The organism is Curtobacterium sp. BNK-1 (genome assembly GCF_048685235.1).
Classification (GTDB): Bacteria; Pseudomonadota; Gammaproteobacteria; order Enterobacterales; family Enterobacteriaceae; genus Pantoea; species Pantoea agglomerans.
The window spans coordinates 3,074,645-3,089,193 of record NZ_JBLQTJ010000001.1 but is presented as its reverse complement, the minus strand read 5'-3'; the positions used below and the strand labels follow the sequence as shown (position 1 = coordinate 3,089,193).

19 protein-coding genes are annotated in these 14,549 nt (G+C 56.2%); 6 read left to right on the top strand and 13 right to left on the bottom strand.

The features are described from left to right. Positions 1-488: 488 nt before the first annotated feature. The 3 genes from mltC to mutY are packed head-to-tail and all read right to left on the bottom strand — an operon-like array spanning position 489 to position 2,980. The gene (mltC, locus tag ACMGGP_RS14590) at positions 489-1,568 is read right to left on the bottom strand and encodes a membrane-bound lytic murein transglycosylase MltC (RefSeq protein WP_010248892.1); all 1,080 of its coding nucleotides are present in this window, start codon (positions 1,566-1,568) and stop codon (positions 489-491) included. Positions 1,569-1,622: 54 nt separating this feature from the next. Continuing rightward, the gene (locus ACMGGP_RS14585) at positions 1,623-1,895 is read right to left on the bottom strand and encodes an oxidative damage protection protein (RefSeq protein ID WP_498798586.1); all 273 of its coding nucleotides are present in this window, start codon (positions 1,893-1,895) and stop codon (positions 1,623-1,625) included. Beyond that, a complete protein-coding gene (mutY, locus tag ACMGGP_RS14580; RefSeq protein WP_045139639.1) occupies positions 1,895-2,980 on the bottom strand; it encodes an A/G-specific adenine glycosylase in 1,086 nt (361 codons plus the stop codon). Before mutY ends, ACMGGP_RS14585 begins: the two co-directional genes overlap by 1 nt. A 154-nt stretch (positions 2,981-3,134) precedes the next feature. On the opposite strand from mutY, the gene trmB reads away from it, so the two are divergent. The 3 genes from trmB to ACMGGP_RS14565 all read left to right on the top strand — a co-directional run bounded on the left by trmB (position 3,135) and on the right by ACMGGP_RS14565 (position 4,962). After that, positions 3,135-3,854 carry a tRNA (guanosine(46)-N7)-methyltransferase TrmB gene (gene trmB / locus ACMGGP_RS14575; protein WP_010248887.1) on the top strand — a complete coding sequence of 240 codons (720 nt, stop codon included), beginning with the start codon at positions 3,135-3,137 and terminating at the stop codon, positions 3,852-3,854. After that, positions 3,854-4,180 carry a YggL family protein gene (locus ACMGGP_RS14570; RefSeq protein WP_003853403.1) on the top strand — a complete coding sequence of 109 codons (327 nt, stop codon included), beginning with the start codon at positions 3,854-3,856 and terminating at the stop codon, positions 4,178-4,180. Before trmB ends, ACMGGP_RS14570 begins: the two co-directional genes overlap by 1 nt. Positions 4,181-4,245: 65 nt before the next feature. Beyond that, entirely contained in the window at positions 4,246-4,962 is a 717-nt protein-coding gene (locus ACMGGP_RS14565) for a YggN family protein (RefSeq protein ID WP_010248885.1), read from the top strand. Positions 4,963-4,998: 36 nt separating this feature from the next. On the opposite strand, the gene hemW is transcribed toward ACMGGP_RS14565, so the two are convergent. Genes hemW through ACMGGP_RS14545 form a run of 4 tightly spaced genes read right to left on the bottom strand, consistent with a single transcriptional unit; the run spans position 4,999 to position 8,020 of the window. Further along, complete coding sequence (gene hemW, locus ACMGGP_RS14560; protein WP_010248883.1) at positions 4,999-6,138, bottom strand: radical SAM family heme chaperone HemW; 1,140 nt, start codon at positions 6,136-6,138, stop codon at positions 4,999-5,001. Next, a complete protein-coding gene (locus tag ACMGGP_RS14555; protein ID WP_010671072.1) occupies positions 6,131-6,724 on the bottom strand; it encodes an XTP/dITP diphosphatase in 594 nt (197 codons plus the stop codon). Before ACMGGP_RS14555 ends, hemW begins: the two co-directional genes overlap by 8 nt. Positions 6,725-6,745: 21 nt before the next feature. Beyond that, a complete protein-coding gene (locus tag ACMGGP_RS14550) occupies positions 6,746-7,300 on the bottom strand; it encodes a YggT family protein (protein ID WP_010248879.1) in 555 nt (184 codons plus the stop codon). 12 nt (positions 7,301-7,312) lie between these two features. Further along, a complete protein-coding gene (locus tag ACMGGP_RS14545) occupies positions 7,313-8,020 on the bottom strand; it encodes a YggS family pyridoxal phosphate-dependent enzyme (protein WP_010671071.1) in 708 nt (235 codons plus the stop codon). A 14-nt stretch (positions 8,021-8,034) separates the two neighbouring features. Here ACMGGP_RS14545 and ACMGGP_RS14540 point away from each other — a divergent pair, with 14 nt between their 5' ends. Then, positions 8,035-9,030 carry a type IV pilus twitching motility protein PilT gene (locus tag ACMGGP_RS14540; RefSeq protein ID WP_033780717.1) on the top strand — a complete coding sequence of 332 codons (996 nt, stop codon included), beginning with the start codon at positions 8,035-8,037 and terminating at the stop codon, positions 9,028-9,030. Positions 9,031-9,035: 5 nt separating this feature from the next. Here the strand turns inward: ACMGGP_RS14540 and ruvX are convergent, their stop codons facing one another. The 6 genes from ruvX to ACMGGP_RS14510 form a co-directional block, all read right to left on the bottom strand. Continuing rightward, a complete protein-coding gene (ruvX, locus tag ACMGGP_RS14535) occupies positions 9,036-9,455 on the bottom strand; it encodes a Holliday junction resolvase RuvX (protein WP_003853387.1) in 420 nt (139 codons plus the stop codon). Then, positions 9,455-10,018 carry a YqgE/AlgH family protein gene (locus ACMGGP_RS14530; protein ID WP_010248870.1) on the bottom strand — a complete coding sequence of 188 codons (564 nt, stop codon included), beginning with the start codon at positions 10,016-10,018 and terminating at the stop codon, positions 9,455-9,457. The genes ruvX and ACMGGP_RS14530 overlap by 1 nt, the downstream gene beginning before the upstream one ends. 87 nt (positions 10,019-10,105) lie before the next feature. Further along, the gene (gene gshB, locus ACMGGP_RS14525; RefSeq protein WP_010248868.1) at positions 10,106-11,050 is read right to left on the bottom strand and encodes a glutathione synthase; all 945 of its coding nucleotides are present in this window, start codon (positions 11,048-11,050) and stop codon (positions 10,106-10,108) included. A 106-nt stretch (positions 11,051-11,156) separates the two neighbouring features. Then, positions 11,157-11,888: a 16S rRNA (uracil(1498)-N(3))-methyltransferase gene (gene rsmE / locus ACMGGP_RS14520; RefSeq protein WP_010248866.1), complete on the bottom strand. Its 732-nt coding sequence runs from the start codon at positions 11,886-11,888 to the stop codon at positions 11,157-11,159. Between the two features lie 70 nt (positions 11,889-11,958). Then, complete coding sequence (endA, locus tag ACMGGP_RS14515; protein ID WP_346541674.1) at positions 11,959-12,663, bottom strand: deoxyribonuclease I; 705 nt, start codon at positions 12,661-12,663, stop codon at positions 11,959-11,961. Between the two features lie 76 nt (positions 12,664-12,739). After that, positions 12,740-13,252 carry a SprT family zinc-dependent metalloprotease gene (locus ACMGGP_RS14510; RefSeq protein ID WP_489378171.1) on the bottom strand — a complete coding sequence of 171 codons (513 nt, stop codon included), beginning with the start codon at positions 13,250-13,252 and terminating at the stop codon, positions 12,740-12,742. Here ACMGGP_RS14510 and ACMGGP_RS14505 point away from each other — a divergent pair. Together ACMGGP_RS14505 and ACMGGP_RS14500 are read left to right on the top strand one after the other, a co-directional pair. Continuing rightward, on the top strand, positions 13,251-13,373 hold the full coding sequence (locus ACMGGP_RS14505) for a hypothetical protein (protein ID WP_259393884.1): 123 nt from the start codon (positions 13,251-13,253) through the stop codon (positions 13,371-13,373). The genes ACMGGP_RS14510 and ACMGGP_RS14505 overlap by 2 nt on opposite strands. A gap of 59 nt (positions 13,374-13,432) precedes the next feature. Continuing rightward, the gene (locus ACMGGP_RS14500) at positions 13,433-14,542 is read left to right on the top strand and encodes a glycosyltransferase (RefSeq protein WP_498798585.1); all 1,110 of its coding nucleotides are present in this window, start codon (positions 13,433-13,435) and stop codon (positions 14,540-14,542) included. Positions 14,543-14,549: the final 7 nt, after the last annotated feature.

The following is a 14,549-nucleotide window of genomic DNA, read 5'->3' as shown; positions in this document are numbered from 1 at the left end:
CGCGTCCCGCCGTTCCGTGAGAAATCCTGAAGTAGCGAAGGAACCGCGAAGCGGCGGTGAAGCAGGCCGGAGCCCGGGGTCAAGGGGGCGCGGCGACTGGCGCCCCCTTGTCGGTCGCCTGCAGAGGCGAATCTGAAACTGCCCGGCTTACCAGGCGAACGAAACCTTCTCATAGCCTGTTCGCGCAGCGAGCAATCCCAGCTTCAGCGTTGCACTCCTGATCGCCTGGCGGGCGGAACCCGCTCAGTGCATACCCGCGGCTAAGCGAACGAAACCTTCTCATAGCCTGTTCGCGCAGCGAACAATCCCAGCTTCAGGCGCTTCACTCCTGATCGCCTGGCGGGCGGAACCCGCTCGGTGCATACCCGCTGCTAAGCGAACGAAACCTTCTCATAGCCTGTTCGCGCAGCGAACAATCCCAGCTTCAGGCGCTGCACCCAAGCCTGTTCGCGCAGCGAACACTCCCCCCGGCTTTAGCGCTGAGCCAATCAGAATCCCCGATAACTCTTCTGCGCGGTACTCACCTTATAAAGATAACGACGCGATTCCGCCGATGGATGCTGGTTCGCCAGGGTCGAATAAACCTTGCTCGGTGACATGCCGTTAATCATCGAAAACGCTCGGTCTTTATCGCTGGAGAAGACGCGCAGCACGCTGCCTGCGCCGCCGTTATAGGCGGTGATCACCGCATAACGGCGTGACACCGGATCCTGAATGCCGCCCAGATAGCTACGCTGCAACAGCGACAGATAAGCGGTACCCGCATCAATATTGTTCTCTGGATCCAGCAGGTAGCTGCGGCTCGGCTTGCCCCATTTACCCTTCATGCGGAACACGTCAACACCGGCAGTATGCTGCACCACCTGCATCAGACCCAGCGCATCAGAATGGCTCACGGCGTAGGGGTTAAAGCTCGACTCGGTCTGCATAATCGCCAGAATCAACGAGGCATCAACACCATACTGATCGGCGGCTTTACGCACCATCGGCAGGTATTTGTGCGCACGCTTATCCAGGTGGTTCGGCACCATCGGAATCGAAATGGTGTAAATCACATGCAGACCCGAGGTGCGGCGCTGCAATTTATTCTGAATCAGATAGTCAGCAAAGGCTTCCGCGCGACCCTGCCAGCGAATCGGCTGACCGGTATTATCCAGCACCTGCCCATACAGCAACGGCTCTTTACTGATTTCAATATCGTTGGCGTCAGAGTAGAGATCGACATTACCCGGATCTTCACCAATCAACAGGGTGGTCACGATCGCCTGACGCAGGCTGGCCATAGGATCGGTGCCAGAAATCGTCTCGATGGTCAGCTTACCGCTTTCAAAGTTAATGTGGCTGCGGGTGTAATAGTTGTCGCTATATTTGACGTAATCTTTGGGTCCGGCGATCAGGACCTCATTGATACCCCAGATATTCTCAATATTATGAGCAAACTGCCCCATCAGAATATCAAAGGCGTTGGTATCTTTTACCCACTCCTCGTGGGACTGCTGTTTCTTTGACCCGGAACAGGAAACCAAAAGTGGTGCTATCACCAGCAGGGCGATTAATTTTTTATTCATTGGGAATGCAAGCCTGACCTGGATAACCGGCCTCAGCGATGAGGCCCGGAATGTTTACGCTTCTGGCGGTGTATAGCCTTCGATATGAACGTCTTTACCTTCGAACAGGAAATTGATCATCTCCTTCTCCAGCACTTTACGATCTTCGGGATTCATCATGTTGAGCTTCTTCTCGTTGATCAACATGGTCTGTTTCGTCATCCACTTCTGCCAGGCTTCTTTAGAAATGTCGTTGTAAATGCGCTTACCCAGATCGCCCGGGTAGAGCTGAAAATCCTGTCCTTCCGCGTCGCGCTGTAAAAAAGTACAAAAAATAGTGCGGCTCATTATTCTTCCTCATTAATCTCACAACTGTTCAAAGCCAGTTGTCGGGGATGGCGCAGCTCGTGTAACAGGCGCTCAACGGGTGCGGCTAATCCCACAGATGGTGGCAGCGCTAAGTTATACCAGAGACCGCCTGCTTCATCCATCGCCGCCCCGACAGAAGGCCACGTCAGCCACATTGGCACGATATCGAGATGGAAATGGCTGAAGGTGTGACGAAACGCAGTAAGCTGCTGCGGTTTTGCATGGATGCCGCGGGCCGCCAGCCAGTCGGTCATCGCCGCTTCCGTTGTGAACTGCGGGAAGCAGAACAGGCCGCCCCACAAGCCCACAGGCGGGCGCTGCTCCAGCCAGACATCATCACCATCCTGCATCATCAGGAACCAGCCGCTGCGCTCTGGCAGCACCTGCTTAGGCTTCTTACCGGGATAGCTCGCCCAGCTGCTGCTGGCATACGCCTCACAACCGCTGTTCAGCGGGCAGATTTCGCACTTCGGCTTCGATCGGGTACAGACGATAGCACCCAGATCCATCATCGCCTGATTAAACTGGCTGACGCCCTCGGCGGGTGTGACCTCTTCGCTGATCTGCCAGAGCCGCTTTTCGACCTCTTTCTTACCCGGCCAGCCGCTGACGGCATAGCAACGGGCCAGCACGCGCTTGACGTTGCCATCCAGAATCGGGAAATGCTGCCCCAGTGACAGCGACAGGATCGCGCCCGCCGTGGAGCGGCCTACGCCGGGCAGGGCAGAGACATCATCGAAATTACGCGGGAACTCGCCCTGATGAACCTCGACAATCTGCTTCGCGGCTTTATGCAGATTACGCGCACGGGCGTAGTAGCCGAGGCCGGTCCAGAGATGTAACACCTCATCCAGCGGAGCCGCAGCCAGATCGATGACCGTGGGGAAGCGCGCCATAAAGCGTTCAAAATAGGGAATAACCGTGGCAACCTGGGTTTGCTGTAGCATCACTTCGGAGAGCCACACCTTGTAAGGCGTTTTCTCCAGCTGCCACGGCAGGGTTTTGCGACCAAAGCGCTGATACCAGTCCAGCACCTGTTGCGCGAACTGCGGCGCTTGCATCATAAGAAGGAAATTTTCCGTGTTTACTCTACACTCAGGCAGGAATTCCAGCACATGCGCACCTGGGTGTAAACCGGAAGATTGCAAAGGCTTGCTTCTGCTTATGAACTTTGCATAATGCCCGTTTCCCGGAACAGGCTAACCAGCAGGCTTTTACATGATTAATGACGTCATCACCCCAGAATTTGATGAGAACGGGCGGCCATTACGCCGGATCCGCAGCTTTGTGCGCCGCCAGGGCCGCTTAACCAAAGGCCAGCAGCAGGCGCTGGACACCCTGTGGCCGGTCATGGGGGTGGAATATCAGCCGGAGCCTGTCGATCTGCCCGCGCTGTTTGGCCGCGAAGCCCCGGTGACGCTGGAAATTGGCTTTGGCATGGGCGCTTCGCTGGTAACGATGGCGCAGAACACGCCGCATCAGAACTTCCTGGGTATTGAAGTGCATGCGCCGGGCGTGGGTGCCTGTCTGGCCGCCGCCAAAGAAGCCGATGTGCAGAACCTTCGGGTGATGTGCCATGACGCGGTGGAAGTGCTGGAGAAGATGATTCCGGATAACTCGCTGCGCATGGTTCAGCTCTTCTTCCCCGATCCGTGGCATAAAGCGCGTCACAATAAACGCCGTATTGTCCAGGTGCCTTTTGCCGAGCTGGTGATGCGTAAACTGAAGCTGGGCGGCGTTTTCCACATGGCGACCGACTGGGAAGCCTACGCGGAGCATATGCTGGAAGTGATGAACAGCATCGATGGTTACCGCAACCAGTCAGAACAACAGAATTATGTGCCGCGTCCTGAGACGCGTCCACTGACCAAGTTTGAGCAGCGCGGGCAGCGTTTAGGCCACGGCGTATGGGATTTAATGTTTGAGAGGGTGAAATAATGGCCACACAACGCAGCCGCCGTTTACGTAAAAAACTGCACATCGATGAGTTTCAGGAACTGGGCTTCTCGGTTGCCTGGCGCTTCCCGGAAGGCACCAGCGAAAGCGAAATTGATGAGACGCTGAACCAGTTCATCAATGAAGCGATCGACCCTAACGGCCTGGCCTTCGATGGCAGCGGTTACCTGGTGTGGGAAGGTCTGGTTTGCCTGCAGAAAACCGGCAAATGCACCGATGAGCATCGTGCTCTGGTTCGTAAATGGCTGGAAGATCGCAAGCTGCAGGACGTTCAGATGACTGAACTCTTTGACGTCTGGTGGGACTAAGTCGTCACACAGTGTCGGGCTGAGGCCCGATCAAAGGGTTTAAGACCCGATCTTAGGGAGTAGATATGATGCGTAAAGCGCTTCTTGCTGTGCTGCTGGTAGCAGCAACCCAGGCTCAGGCAGCCTATGAATGCAGCGTTAAGCCGCAGGACGATGTGGTGATTAAGCCGCAGAGCGTGCAGGTGGTCGGTGCCAACGGCAATATGGAAATCTCGCCGCAGGGCGACGTGCAGTTCAATGGACAGAAGGTCACGCTCGATACGGCCGGACGCCAGAAAGCGATCGACTATCAGAACGCGCTGCGTCGCGATCTGCCGTGGATCGACAGTGGGGCGACATCACGTCTGGAGAAAGGGCGTGCGGCACTGGATCAGGTCATCGTCGAAAAACTGGGCACCGACAGCAACGTGCGTAATCGCCTGACCACGCTGAATGGTCAGCTGAAACAGCAGATGAACCGCATCATTGAACACCGTGAAGATGGGCTGACGTTCCACCATCAGGCGATTGATCAGGTTCGCGCCGAAGGTGAAAGGCTGGTGCAGTCGACCCTTGGCGGCGTGATGCAGGATAGCCTGAACGAGATGGGCAGTAAGCAGGGCAGCGGCGGCAGTAATCCGCTGCAGGCGATTATGGGTAATCTGGGCGGGTTGCAGCAGTCGATTCAGGCTGAGTGGAGCAAGCAGGAGCAGGATTTCCAGAACTTCGGTCACGAGGTGTGTAATCGCGTTATTTCGCTGGAAGATCAGCGTAAACAGCTTACCGGCGCACTGAAAAAATAGGTCAACGCCTCAGCCTGTCGGGCTGAGGCGCTTTTGTTACTCTTCCGCTAAGAACAGCTCCAGCAGCGAATTCAGGAACAGTTTCCCTTTCTCCGTAATCTGCCACTGCTCCGCGGTTTCAGTCACGTAACCCGCGGCAATCGCGGCATCCATCTGCGGACGGATCACCTGCTCTGATAAACCGGTATAGCGGCTGAACTCGTCGCGCGGCGCGGCTTCCAGCAGGCGAAAGCGGTTCATGAAATATTCAAACGGCTTGTCGCTATCGGCAACGTCATACTGCTTTTCGCGGTAGTTCCCCTGCATAAATCCACGCGGATGACGGGTTTTCACCGTGCGGACTATGCGGCCATCCGGTTGCGTCAGCTTGCCGTGTGCGCCACACCCAATCCCCAGATAGTCGCCAAAGCGCCAGTAATTGAGGTTGTGCTCACAGCGATAACCCGGCTTCGCGTAGGCAGAGGTCTCATACTGCTGATAACCGGCAGCCTGCAGCAGCTGATCGCCCTGTTCGAAAATATCCCATAGCGCATCATCATCCGGCAGCACCGGCGGGCGTGAGCCAAAAAGGGTGTTGGGTTCAATCGTGAGCTGATACCAGGAGAGATGCGGTGGATTAAGCGCAATCGCCTGACGTAAATCATCGAGCGCCTCTTCCAGCGACTGATCGGGCAGGCCATGCATCAGGTCAAGGTTAAAACTGCGCAGCGAGAGCGACTCGGCCAGTTCAGCGGCGCGGACCGCCTCTTCCGGGCCGTGAATGCGGCCAAGGCGCTGCAGCTTTTGCGGACTGAAACTCTGTACGCCAATCGAAATACGGTTGATACCGGCGCGCTGATAGGCGCTGAACCGGTCCGCTTCCACGGTGCCCGGATTGGCTTCCATGGTCACTTCCGCATCGGGCGAGAGCGTCAGACGCTCCCGCACACCATCCATCAGCATCTGCATCGCGCTGCTGCTCAGCAGGCTGGGCGTGCCGCCACCGATGAAGATCGTGCGCACTTCCCGGCCATTGATCAGCGGTAAATCGATCTCCAGATCGCGCAGCAGGTGCTGCACGTATTCAACGTGCGGCACCTCATCTTTCAGCGCGTGGGAATTAAAATCACAGTAGGGACATTTCTGTACGCACCACGGAATGTGGATATAGAGACTTAACGGCGGCAGATTAGGCATTACGCATCGCTTCCAGCAACAGCGTCAATGCTTTACCCCGGTGAGAAACTGCACCTTTTTCCGCTTTACTCAGTTCGGCCGCGGTTTTACCCAGTGCCGGGACAAAGAAAATCGGGTCGTAACCAAAACCACCGGCACCAGCGGCGGCGCGGGTGATCTCACCCTGCCAGCTGCCATGGAACACCAGCGGGGTCGGATCTTCCGCATGACGCAGATAGACCAGCACGCAGTGAAATTGTGCCTGGCGCTGACCGTCCGGCACGTTTTCCAGCGCCTGCAGCAGCTTCTCCAGGTTCTGTTGATCGCTGGCCTCTTCACCGGCGTAGCGCGCCGAGTAGATGCCGGGCGCGCCGCCCAGCGCATCCACGGCCAGGCCGGAATCATCGGCAATGGCCGGTAATCCGGTGATCTGTGCCGCGTGACGCGCCTTGAGAATCGCGTTCTCAATAAAGGTCAGGCCGGTCTCTTCCGCCGATTCAACCCCAAGGTCGGTCTGTGCGACGATATCCAGACCAAAGGCGGAGAGTAACTCCGCCAGTTCACGCACTTTGCCGGGATTGCCGGTTGCGAGGACAACTTTTTGCATAACAGTTCCAGTTTGATTCATTTACAGCAGATACCAGAGACCCGGGAACAGGTCCATGCCGAGAAAGTTCAGGGCATACAGCACCAGGATGACGATCATCGCTGAGAAATCGATGCCGCCCATCGCAGGCAGAATACGGCGAACAGGTGCCATCATCGGCTCGGTTAACTGCACCAGCAGATAGTCGACAGGCCCCCGGCCCTGGCTGATCCAGCTCATCAGGGAGCGAATAATAATCACCCAGAAGACCAGATAGCCGGCGGATTTAACCAGCGACAGCAGGCCGACCAGCAGATTGGTTGGGTCGACCGAGAAGACGCCCACCTGAATCAGCAATAAAATCGGGTATTTCAGCGTAGTCAGCACAAATGCCAGCAGCAGCGAGGCGGTATCAATCGGTCCCAGTGCCGGCAGTATACGGCGCAGCGGCTTAACAATCGGCTGTGTCACTTTTACGACAAACTGCGCCACTGGATTGTAAAAATCGCAGCGGGACCACTGCATCCAGATGCGTAACAGCAGCACCATGACGTAGAGATCGATCAGCGTTTTTACTAAAAACGTCAGTGTTAACATGAAGTTCCTCTGTTATTGTTGTGAGTTGTGCGCATAATCTCGTGCGCCAAAAATGGCGGTGCCGATACGCACCATCGTACTGCCTGCGGCGATTGCCGCCTCCATGTCATCGCTCATTCCCAGCGAAAGCGTGTCTGCATGCGGATAGTGCTGTTGCAGCTGCCGGAAGGCTTCCGCCATCTGCTGACACACCGCCAGCTGCCGCGCGTAATCACTCTCTGCTGCCGGAATCGCCATTAATCCGCGCAGCCGCAGTTGCGGCAGGGCAGCGATCTGCTCCGCCAGCCCGGAAACGGCCTCCAGCATGATGCCAGATTTGCTGTTCTCGTCACTGATATTTACCTGAATTAACACATTCAGTGGTGGCAGCGAAGCAGGCCGCTGATCGTTGAGCCGCTGCGCGATGCGCTGACGGTCAATGGTGTGACACCAGGCGAAATGTTCTGCCACCAGACGGCTTTTATTGGACTGCAGCGGGCCGATGAAGTGCCACTCCAGCTCAGGATGTGCGGCCAGTGCCTGGACCTTTTCAACCCCTTCCTGAACGTAATTTTCACCAAAGGCAATCTGGCCAGCGGCAAAGGCTTCTTCGACCGCGCTCGCAGGTTTGGTTTTACTGACTGCAAGCAGGGTAATTTCTTCTGGTGCGCGGCCGCAACTCGCGGCAGCAGCAGCGATTCGCTGCCGCACTTGCTGTAGGTTCTGCTGGATTGAGGTCATAGTCAGGAGAAATTATGAATCTGGATGAAATGGTGGGGCTTAGTGTAAAGCATAATGCCGCCGATCTGCACCTTTGCAGCGGACATTTGCCCTACTGGCGGCGGCAGGGAAGGCTGGAGGCGATGCCGCAGCAGTGCCCGCTTTCTGGCGCATGGATGGCGCAGTTTATGGCCCGCTGGCTCAGTGACCCGCAGCGTCAGGAGCTGGAGCGCGCAGGGCAGCTCGATTTCGCCCTGAGCCTGGCCGATGGTCAGCGTCTGCGCGCCAATCTCTTTATGCAGCGCAACGGCCTGTCACTGGCACTGCGCATCATCGCCACGGCATGTCCGACGCTTGCGAGCCTGCAACTGCCCGCCATTGTCCCGACGCTGCTGGAGCAGCAGGATGGGCTGATTCTGGTGACGGGTGCGACCGGCAGCGGTAAATCAACCACGCTGGCGGCGCTGGTCGATGCGCTGAACCGCCAGCAGGCGCGGCATATCATCACGCTGGAAGATCCGATTGAATTTATCCATCACAGCCAGCAGTCGCTGATACAGCAGCGGGAAATCGGCCTGCACTGCGGTTCGTTCTCGCTGGGGGTAAAGGCAGCACTGCGTGAAGATCCCGACGTCATCCTGCTGGGCGAACTGCGCGACAGCGACACTATTCGTCAGGCACTGACGGCTGCGGAGACCGGCCATCTGGTGCTGGCGACGCTGCACACGCGTGGCGCAGCGCAGGCGGTGGATCGGCTGGTTGATGTCTTTCCGGCAGAGGAGAAACAGCTGGTGCGTACTCAGCTGGCGGGCAGCCTGAAAGCGGTAATTGCACAGCGGCTGGTGCCATCAGTTGCCGGTTCGCGCATCGGACTGTTTGAGGTACTGATCGCCACACCGGGCATCACCAATCTGATCAGAGAAGGCAAGATGCACCAGATCCCTGCGCTGTTACAAACCGGCGCACAGGCCGGTATGCAGACGTTTGAGCAGAGCAGGCTGGCGCGTCAGGCAGCCGGACTGATTGAGTGAGGATGTCAGTAATGGTTTTCGAACCAGTCCTGCAAAATGATGGCAGCAGACTGTGAGTCGACCGATCCTTTATTGAGCGCGCGATAGCCGCCGCGTTCAAACAGGCCAGCACGCGCTTCTACCGTGCTGAGTCGTTCATCCTGCAGCTCCACGCGGATGCCAAAGCGCCCGTGCAGGCGGTTGGCAAATTTACGTGCGCGATCGGTCAGCGGCTGCTCGGTGCCATCCATATTCAGCGGTAATCCCACCACCACAAAATCGGGCTGCCACTCTTTCAGCAGTTTTTCAATTACCAGCCAGTCCGGGATGCCATCCTGCGCTTTCAGGGCGGTCAGCGGACGGGCGCTGCCAGTGAGTTGCTGACCTACGGCGACACCAATACTTTTGGTGCCGAAGTCGAATCCTAACAGAGTTTGAGTTGACATCAGGCGTGTCCGGCGTCGCTGGCCATGTTGTGAATATCGACGCCAATACTGCGCGCCGCTTCGCGCCAGCGCTCTGAAATCGGCGTCTGGAACAGGATGTTGCTGTTAGCGGGCGTGGTCAGCCAGGCATTTTCCATCAGCTCATTCTCCAGCTGATCTTTTTCCCAGGCGCAGTAACCCAGAGCAACCAGCACGTTAGTGGGCTGAGACGCCGTACCGATCGACTCCAGCACGTCACGGGACGTGGTGATGATCGTGTTATCTGAAACACGAATACTGGAGGTAAAGGTGCGTTGCGCGGAGTGCAGGATAAAGCCACGATCTTCCGCCAGCGGGCCGCCGGTAAACACCGGTTTATCCAGCTTGATCGCCGGATCGCGATCGTCAGCAGAGATTTTGAGCTTCTTCAGAATGCCTTCAACCGTCAGGTTTTCCATGGGTTTATTGATGATCAGTCCCATTGCACCCTCTTCATTATGTTCGCAGAGATAGACCACGGAACGTTTGAAGAAAGGATCCTGCAATGAAGGCATGGCAATCAAAAAGTGATGTTGTAAATTCATTCTCACACGATGTACCAAAAAAATAACCGGCACGCGACGGCCGCACCGGTATTGGGTTGATCACGGAGCTTCGCCCCGGCGTCATGCTCAGCCCAGGCGCTTCTCAATGGCATCCATCAACATGCCGGTGATGGAGATCGGGAACGCAGCCTCAATTTCACGAATGCAGGTTGGGCTGGTCACGTTAACTTCAGTCAGTTTATCACCGATGATGTCCAGACCGACAAAAATCAGCCCTTTTGCTTTCAGCGTCGGGCCAACACGGCGCGCGATTTCCCAGTCGCTTTCGCTCAGCGGACGCGCTTCACCGCGACCACCGGCAGCGAGGTTACCACGCGTTTCACCGCCCTGCGGGATACGCGCCAGGCAGTAAGGCACCGGCTCGCCATCGACGACCAGCACGCGTTTGTCACCCTCGGTGATCGCCGCAATATAATTCTGCGCCATGCAGAAACGGCTCTCATGCTCGGTCAGGGTTTCGGTAATCACGCCAAAGTTAGGATCATCTTTCTTCACGCGGAAAATCGACGCACCACCCATGCCATCCAGCGGCTTCATGATGATGTCGCCATGCTCCTGCCAGAAAGCGCGCAGCTGCGCTTTGCTGCGGGTCACCAGGGTGTCAGGCGTAAACTCGGCAAACCAGGCGGTGTAGAGCTTTTCGTTACAGTCACGCAGGCTCTGCGGTTTGTTCACGATCAGCGTCCCCAGCTCTTCAGCGCGCTCCAGAATATAGGTCGCATAGATGAACTCGGTATCGAATGGCGGATCTTTGCGCATCAGCACCACATTCAGGTCAGCCAGCGGGATCACCTGCTCGCTACCGAACTGATACCAGTTCTCAGGATTCTGCTCAACGGTCAGCAGGCGGGTGCGGGCAGAGGCCACGCCACCGCGCAGGGAGAGATCGTGCATCTCCATGTAGTGAATTTCATAACCACGGCGCTGTGCTTCCAGCAGCATAGCGAAGCTGGAGTCTTTTTTAATATTGATGGACGAAATAGGGTCCATCACGATGCCAAGTTTAATCATTATTATCTCCTCGGTGAGGCGGTATTTACCGCCTCGTCTGGTTCGGTCTGCAGTGGGCCGATCGGTCAGGACATCATGCCTGCTCTCTTTCCGCTGAAAGTATCGCTTAACCCAGGTCGCCAAACCTCACCTGAAGTGCCGTAATGGCCGTCAGCGCGGTAGTTTCGGTACGCAATACCCGTGGGCCAAGCAGAATGTCAGTAAAATCGTGCTGCGCCGTCATCGCAATCTCGTCCGCAGACAAACCGCCTTCAGGGCCAATCAGCAACCTTACCCGCTCAACAGGCTGGGGCAGCGTGTTGATGCTGTGGCTGGCGCGCGGATGCAGATTAAGCTTCAGACCGCTATCTGCTTCTGCGCACCAGGCTTCCAGCGTCATCGCTTCACGAATCTCCGGCACGCGATTACGGCCGCACTGCTCGCAGGCGGCAATAGCAATTTTCTGCCACTGCTGGATCTTCTTCGCCAGACGCTCAGCATCAAGCTTTACGCCACAGCGCTCGGAAAACAAGGGTGTAATGACATTCACGCCCAGTTCGATCGATTTCTGGATAGTGAATTCCATTTTTTCACCGCGCGACATCACCTGACCTAAATGCAGATGTAACGGTGACTCGCGATCGTCCGGCTGGCTCTCTGTGACCGATACTTTTACACGCTTTTTATCAACATGCGTGATCTCTGCTGCAAAAGTCAGATTAGTGCCATCAAAGAGTTCCAGACGCTGACCTGCCGTCATCCGGAGCACCCGGCCCACATGATTGGATGCATCTTCATCCAGGGTAATTTCACTGCCGATGCTTAATGGCCCGGCGTGATAGATGCGAGGTATACGCATAAGGTTCCTGAGACCGGACGCCGCGCTGCAGCGGCGTCATTGGAAAAAGAGCTAGTGTAGGGCAGGGATTTTAGCGCTGGCAAGCCTGCTGCACATAAGGATTGTGATTGCCCTGAACCTTTGCAATGCGCTGGTCGCGTTCGCACTCCCAAATTGTCACGGGATAGAGCTTGTTCCAGGCGGTAAACAGCTGCGTCTGCTGGCGCGAAATACGCAGATGATACTGGTCGCGCATATAGAAATAGGTGCGGGCAATGGCACCACGCGCCCGCGCAGGTGGCTCCGCCTGTTTGAGTTTAAAGTCGATCTTCATCTCACACTGGCCGTACTGCTGCTCGCTGCCGTTCCATTGACTGTAGGCGAAGTTGCCACGGTCGCCATTCACTTCACCCACCGCAGGCTGCAGGTTGTGCAGGTCGGTTTCGATGCGGCGGTAGTCGGGATCTTTGCTGCAGTTTTTACGACCGCCATCCTGCCAGCACTGACGCTGATGGCCAAACTCCCAGGCGGGCATCACATGTTCCCACTCAATGCGTGCGGCGCGATTGGCGTTTTTGCGCACCTGATAGCCACAGCTGTTGAGATCGGGAATCCCCTTTTTTCCCTGCCACTGAATCTTACAGCCACAGTAAAAAGAACCCGGCGCATCGGCGTTGATCGCCGCCGCAAAGGTTTTGGCCTGCTGAAAGTTATTTTGATGATAGTTATTCAGGTTAAGGGCGTCAGAGGCGGGCGCAAACAGCAGCGCAACCGCCAGACTTAGTATGCGAGACATATTCCAGATTTCTACTCAGTACGAAAAAGGGCGGCAGGGTAACAGAATGTGGAATAGGGCGGAATGGGGATTCTTCTCAGGACGCGACAAATTCACCCGCGGTCAGCAGGCTGCCACAGTGCACGCAGCGATATTCACTCTCTTTGCGCAGTATTCGATTGTGGCGGCGCACGGTCAGCTGATGCTGCTGGCACTGACAGCGGTAGGCAAAGGTGTTGCTGCGCACGGATGCGATCTCAAACTGGTGAGTACGCCGTGCCGGAACGCCTAGCACCTGCTCCATCATCCACTTCCACTCTTTGCCGTGCGGCGCGACGCGACCAAATTGCTTCCAGACCAGCAGATGCGCCAGCTCATGCGGCACCACTTCATCGATAAATGCCTGCTGGTTTTCCAGCAGCAGCACCGGATTGATGCGAATTTCCCAGGACGTCAGCCAGGCGGTGCCCGCCGCCGTACCACGCTGCTGGTAGAGCAGCTTCGGTTCCGGATAACGGGTTTTCAGCGCCTGATTCGCACGTTCAAGCGACTGGCGCAGCGAGCGCATTACGGCCTGCTGCAGGGCAATGGGGAGACGAGGCGTTTTCATGGCGCTCAGAATAATCGCCGCCGCGCAGGAACTCAACGTCGCCAGCGACAAGTGTGGTTCTGGCTGGGGGAAAATTTCTGGTTTAAATATTGTTATGGGCTTTTTTAGAATATTCTATTAATGACATTCACCGCAGAGTGGATGGATGAAAAGCGAACGGCACAGGGCATGGATAAACCAATGAAAAATAATGATAACGTCAGGAAACAACGGATTGTGCTGGTGACGGATCTGATGGCCGGTCGTGGTGGGATGGAAAATGTGACCGGTCAGTTGATCACGGCCCTGAATGCGGAACCCGGTACCGAAGCAGGGCTGTTTATTATCAACAGCGGAGAGGAGAGCCACTCCCGCGCCTGGACCGCCAATGCTGTTCTGGCTGAGAGCGTCTGCACGCTGCGGAATAAGAAAATAAAAAATCTTATTCATACGCTGAGAATGGCCGCCTTCTTTCGTCGTTATCAGCCCGATCATGTCCTGACCCTCAACACCATTCCCTGCCTGATGACGCGCCGGGCAATCACGCTTTCAGGACGTAAAATCGTGTTGTCGAGCTGGATGCACCTGCCTCCGCGTGAACGTTATCGTCCCCATTATCTGCTGCGGGCCGATCACCATTTTGCGATCAGTAATCAGATTAAAGAGCAGCTGGTGGAACTGGGCGCACGCGCCACTGACGTTGACGTGATCTATAACCCGATCAAACGCAATGACACGGTAATCGGCAGACCCCAGGCGCTGAAGTTTCTCTATATTGGTCGCGTCCATTATCAGCGGCAAAAACAGCTTAAAGATCTGTTTGATGCCCTGCAGCAACTGGATGCGCCCTGGACGCTGGAGATAGTGGGTGACGGGGAAGATCTGACGCAATGTCAGCACTACGTGACGCAACTCGGCATTCAGGATCGCATCACCTGGCATGGCTGGCAGGAGAATGCCTGGGAGTATGTCATCCGCCATATCAGACAGGTCACCTGCCTGGTCATGACCTCTAACTTCGAAGGCTTCCCGCTGATCCTGCTGGAGGCGATGTCGCGCGGCGTCTACTGTGTTTCATCCGACTGTATCAGCGGCCCGGCGGAAATTATTCAGAACGGTATTAATGGTCAGCTCTATCCCACCCATGACAGCATGGCGCTGGCCGCGATTCTCAACGCCATGAGCGGGGATTTCTACTTCCCCGATCATCAGGCTATTAAAGCGAGCATCACCGGTTTTTATGAGGAAAATTATATGAAGCACCTGATGAGTGTGTTTAACCGCCTTACTGAGGTTAAGCATGACGAATAAAATCAGT

What these genes read in the sequence shown, in the direction of transcription:
- mltC (WP_010248892.1), bottom strand. Translation starts at nt 1,568, where the DNA reads ATGAATAAAAAATTAATCGCCCTGCTGGTGATAGCACCACTTTTGGTT.
- ACMGGP_RS14585 (WP_498798586.1), bottom strand. Translation starts at nt 1,895, where the DNA reads ATGAGCCGCACTATTTTTTGTACTTTTTTACAGCGCGACGCGGAAGGA.
- mutY (WP_045139639.1), bottom strand. Translation starts at nt 2,980, where the DNA reads ATGATGCAAGCGCCGCAGTTCGCGCAACAGGTGCTGGACTGGTATCAG.
- trmB (WP_010248887.1), top strand. Translation starts at nt 3,135, where the DNA reads ATGATTAATGACGTCATCACCCCAGAATTTGATGAGAACGGGCGGCCA.
- ACMGGP_RS14570 (WP_003853403.1), top strand. Translation starts at nt 3,854, where the DNA reads ATGGCCACACAACGCAGCCGCCGTTTACGTAAAAAACTGCACATCGAT.
- ACMGGP_RS14565 (WP_010248885.1), top strand. Translation starts at nt 4,246, where the DNA reads ATGATGCGTAAAGCGCTTCTTGCTGTGCTGCTGGTAGCAGCAACCCAG.
- hemW (WP_010248883.1), bottom strand. Translation starts at nt 6,138, where the DNA reads ATGCCTAATCTGCCGCCGTTAAGTCTCTATATCCACATTCCGTGGTGC.
- ACMGGP_RS14555 (WP_010671072.1), bottom strand. Translation starts at nt 6,724, where the DNA reads ATGCAAAAAGTTGTCCTCGCAACCGGCAATCCCGGCAAAGTGCGTGAA.
- ACMGGP_RS14550 (WP_010248879.1), bottom strand. Translation starts at nt 7,300, where the DNA reads ATGTTAACACTGACGTTTTTAGTAAAAACGCTGATCGATCTCTACGTC.
- ACMGGP_RS14545 (WP_010671071.1), bottom strand. Translation starts at nt 8,020, where the DNA reads ATGACCTCAATCCAGCAGAACCTACAGCAAGTGCGGCAGCGAATCGCT.
- ACMGGP_RS14540 (WP_033780717.1), top strand. Translation starts at nt 8,035, where the DNA reads ATGAATCTGGATGAAATGGTGGGGCTTAGTGTAAAGCATAATGCCGCC.
- ruvX (WP_003853387.1), bottom strand. Translation starts at nt 9,455, where the DNA reads ATGTCAACTCAAACTCTGTTAGGATTCGACTTCGGCACCAAAAGTATT.
- ACMGGP_RS14530 (WP_010248870.1), bottom strand. Translation starts at nt 10,018, where the DNA reads ATGAATTTACAACATCACTTTTTGATTGCCATGCCTTCATTGCAGGAT.
- gshB (WP_010248868.1), bottom strand. Translation starts at nt 11,050, where the DNA reads ATGATTAAACTTGGCATCGTGATGGACCCTATTTCGTCCATCAATATT.
- rsmE (WP_010248866.1), bottom strand. Translation starts at nt 11,888, where the DNA reads ATGCGTATACCTCGCATCTATCACGCCGGGCCATTAAGCATCGGCAGT.
- endA (WP_346541674.1), bottom strand. Translation starts at nt 12,663, where the DNA reads ATGTCTCGCATACTAAGTCTGGCGGTTGCGCTGCTGTTTGCGCCCGCC.
- ACMGGP_RS14505 (WP_259393884.1), top strand. Translation starts at nt 13,251, where the DNA reads ATGGCGCTCAGAATAATCGCCGCCGCGCAGGAACTCAACGTCGCCAGC.
- ACMGGP_RS14510 (WP_489378171.1), bottom strand. Translation starts at nt 13,252, where the DNA reads ATGAAAACGCCTCGTCTCCCCATTGCCCTGCAGCAGGCCGTAATGCGC.
- ACMGGP_RS14500 (WP_498798585.1), top strand. Translation starts at nt 13,433, where the DNA reads ATGAAAAATAATGATAACGTCAGGAAACAACGGATTGTGCTGGTGACG.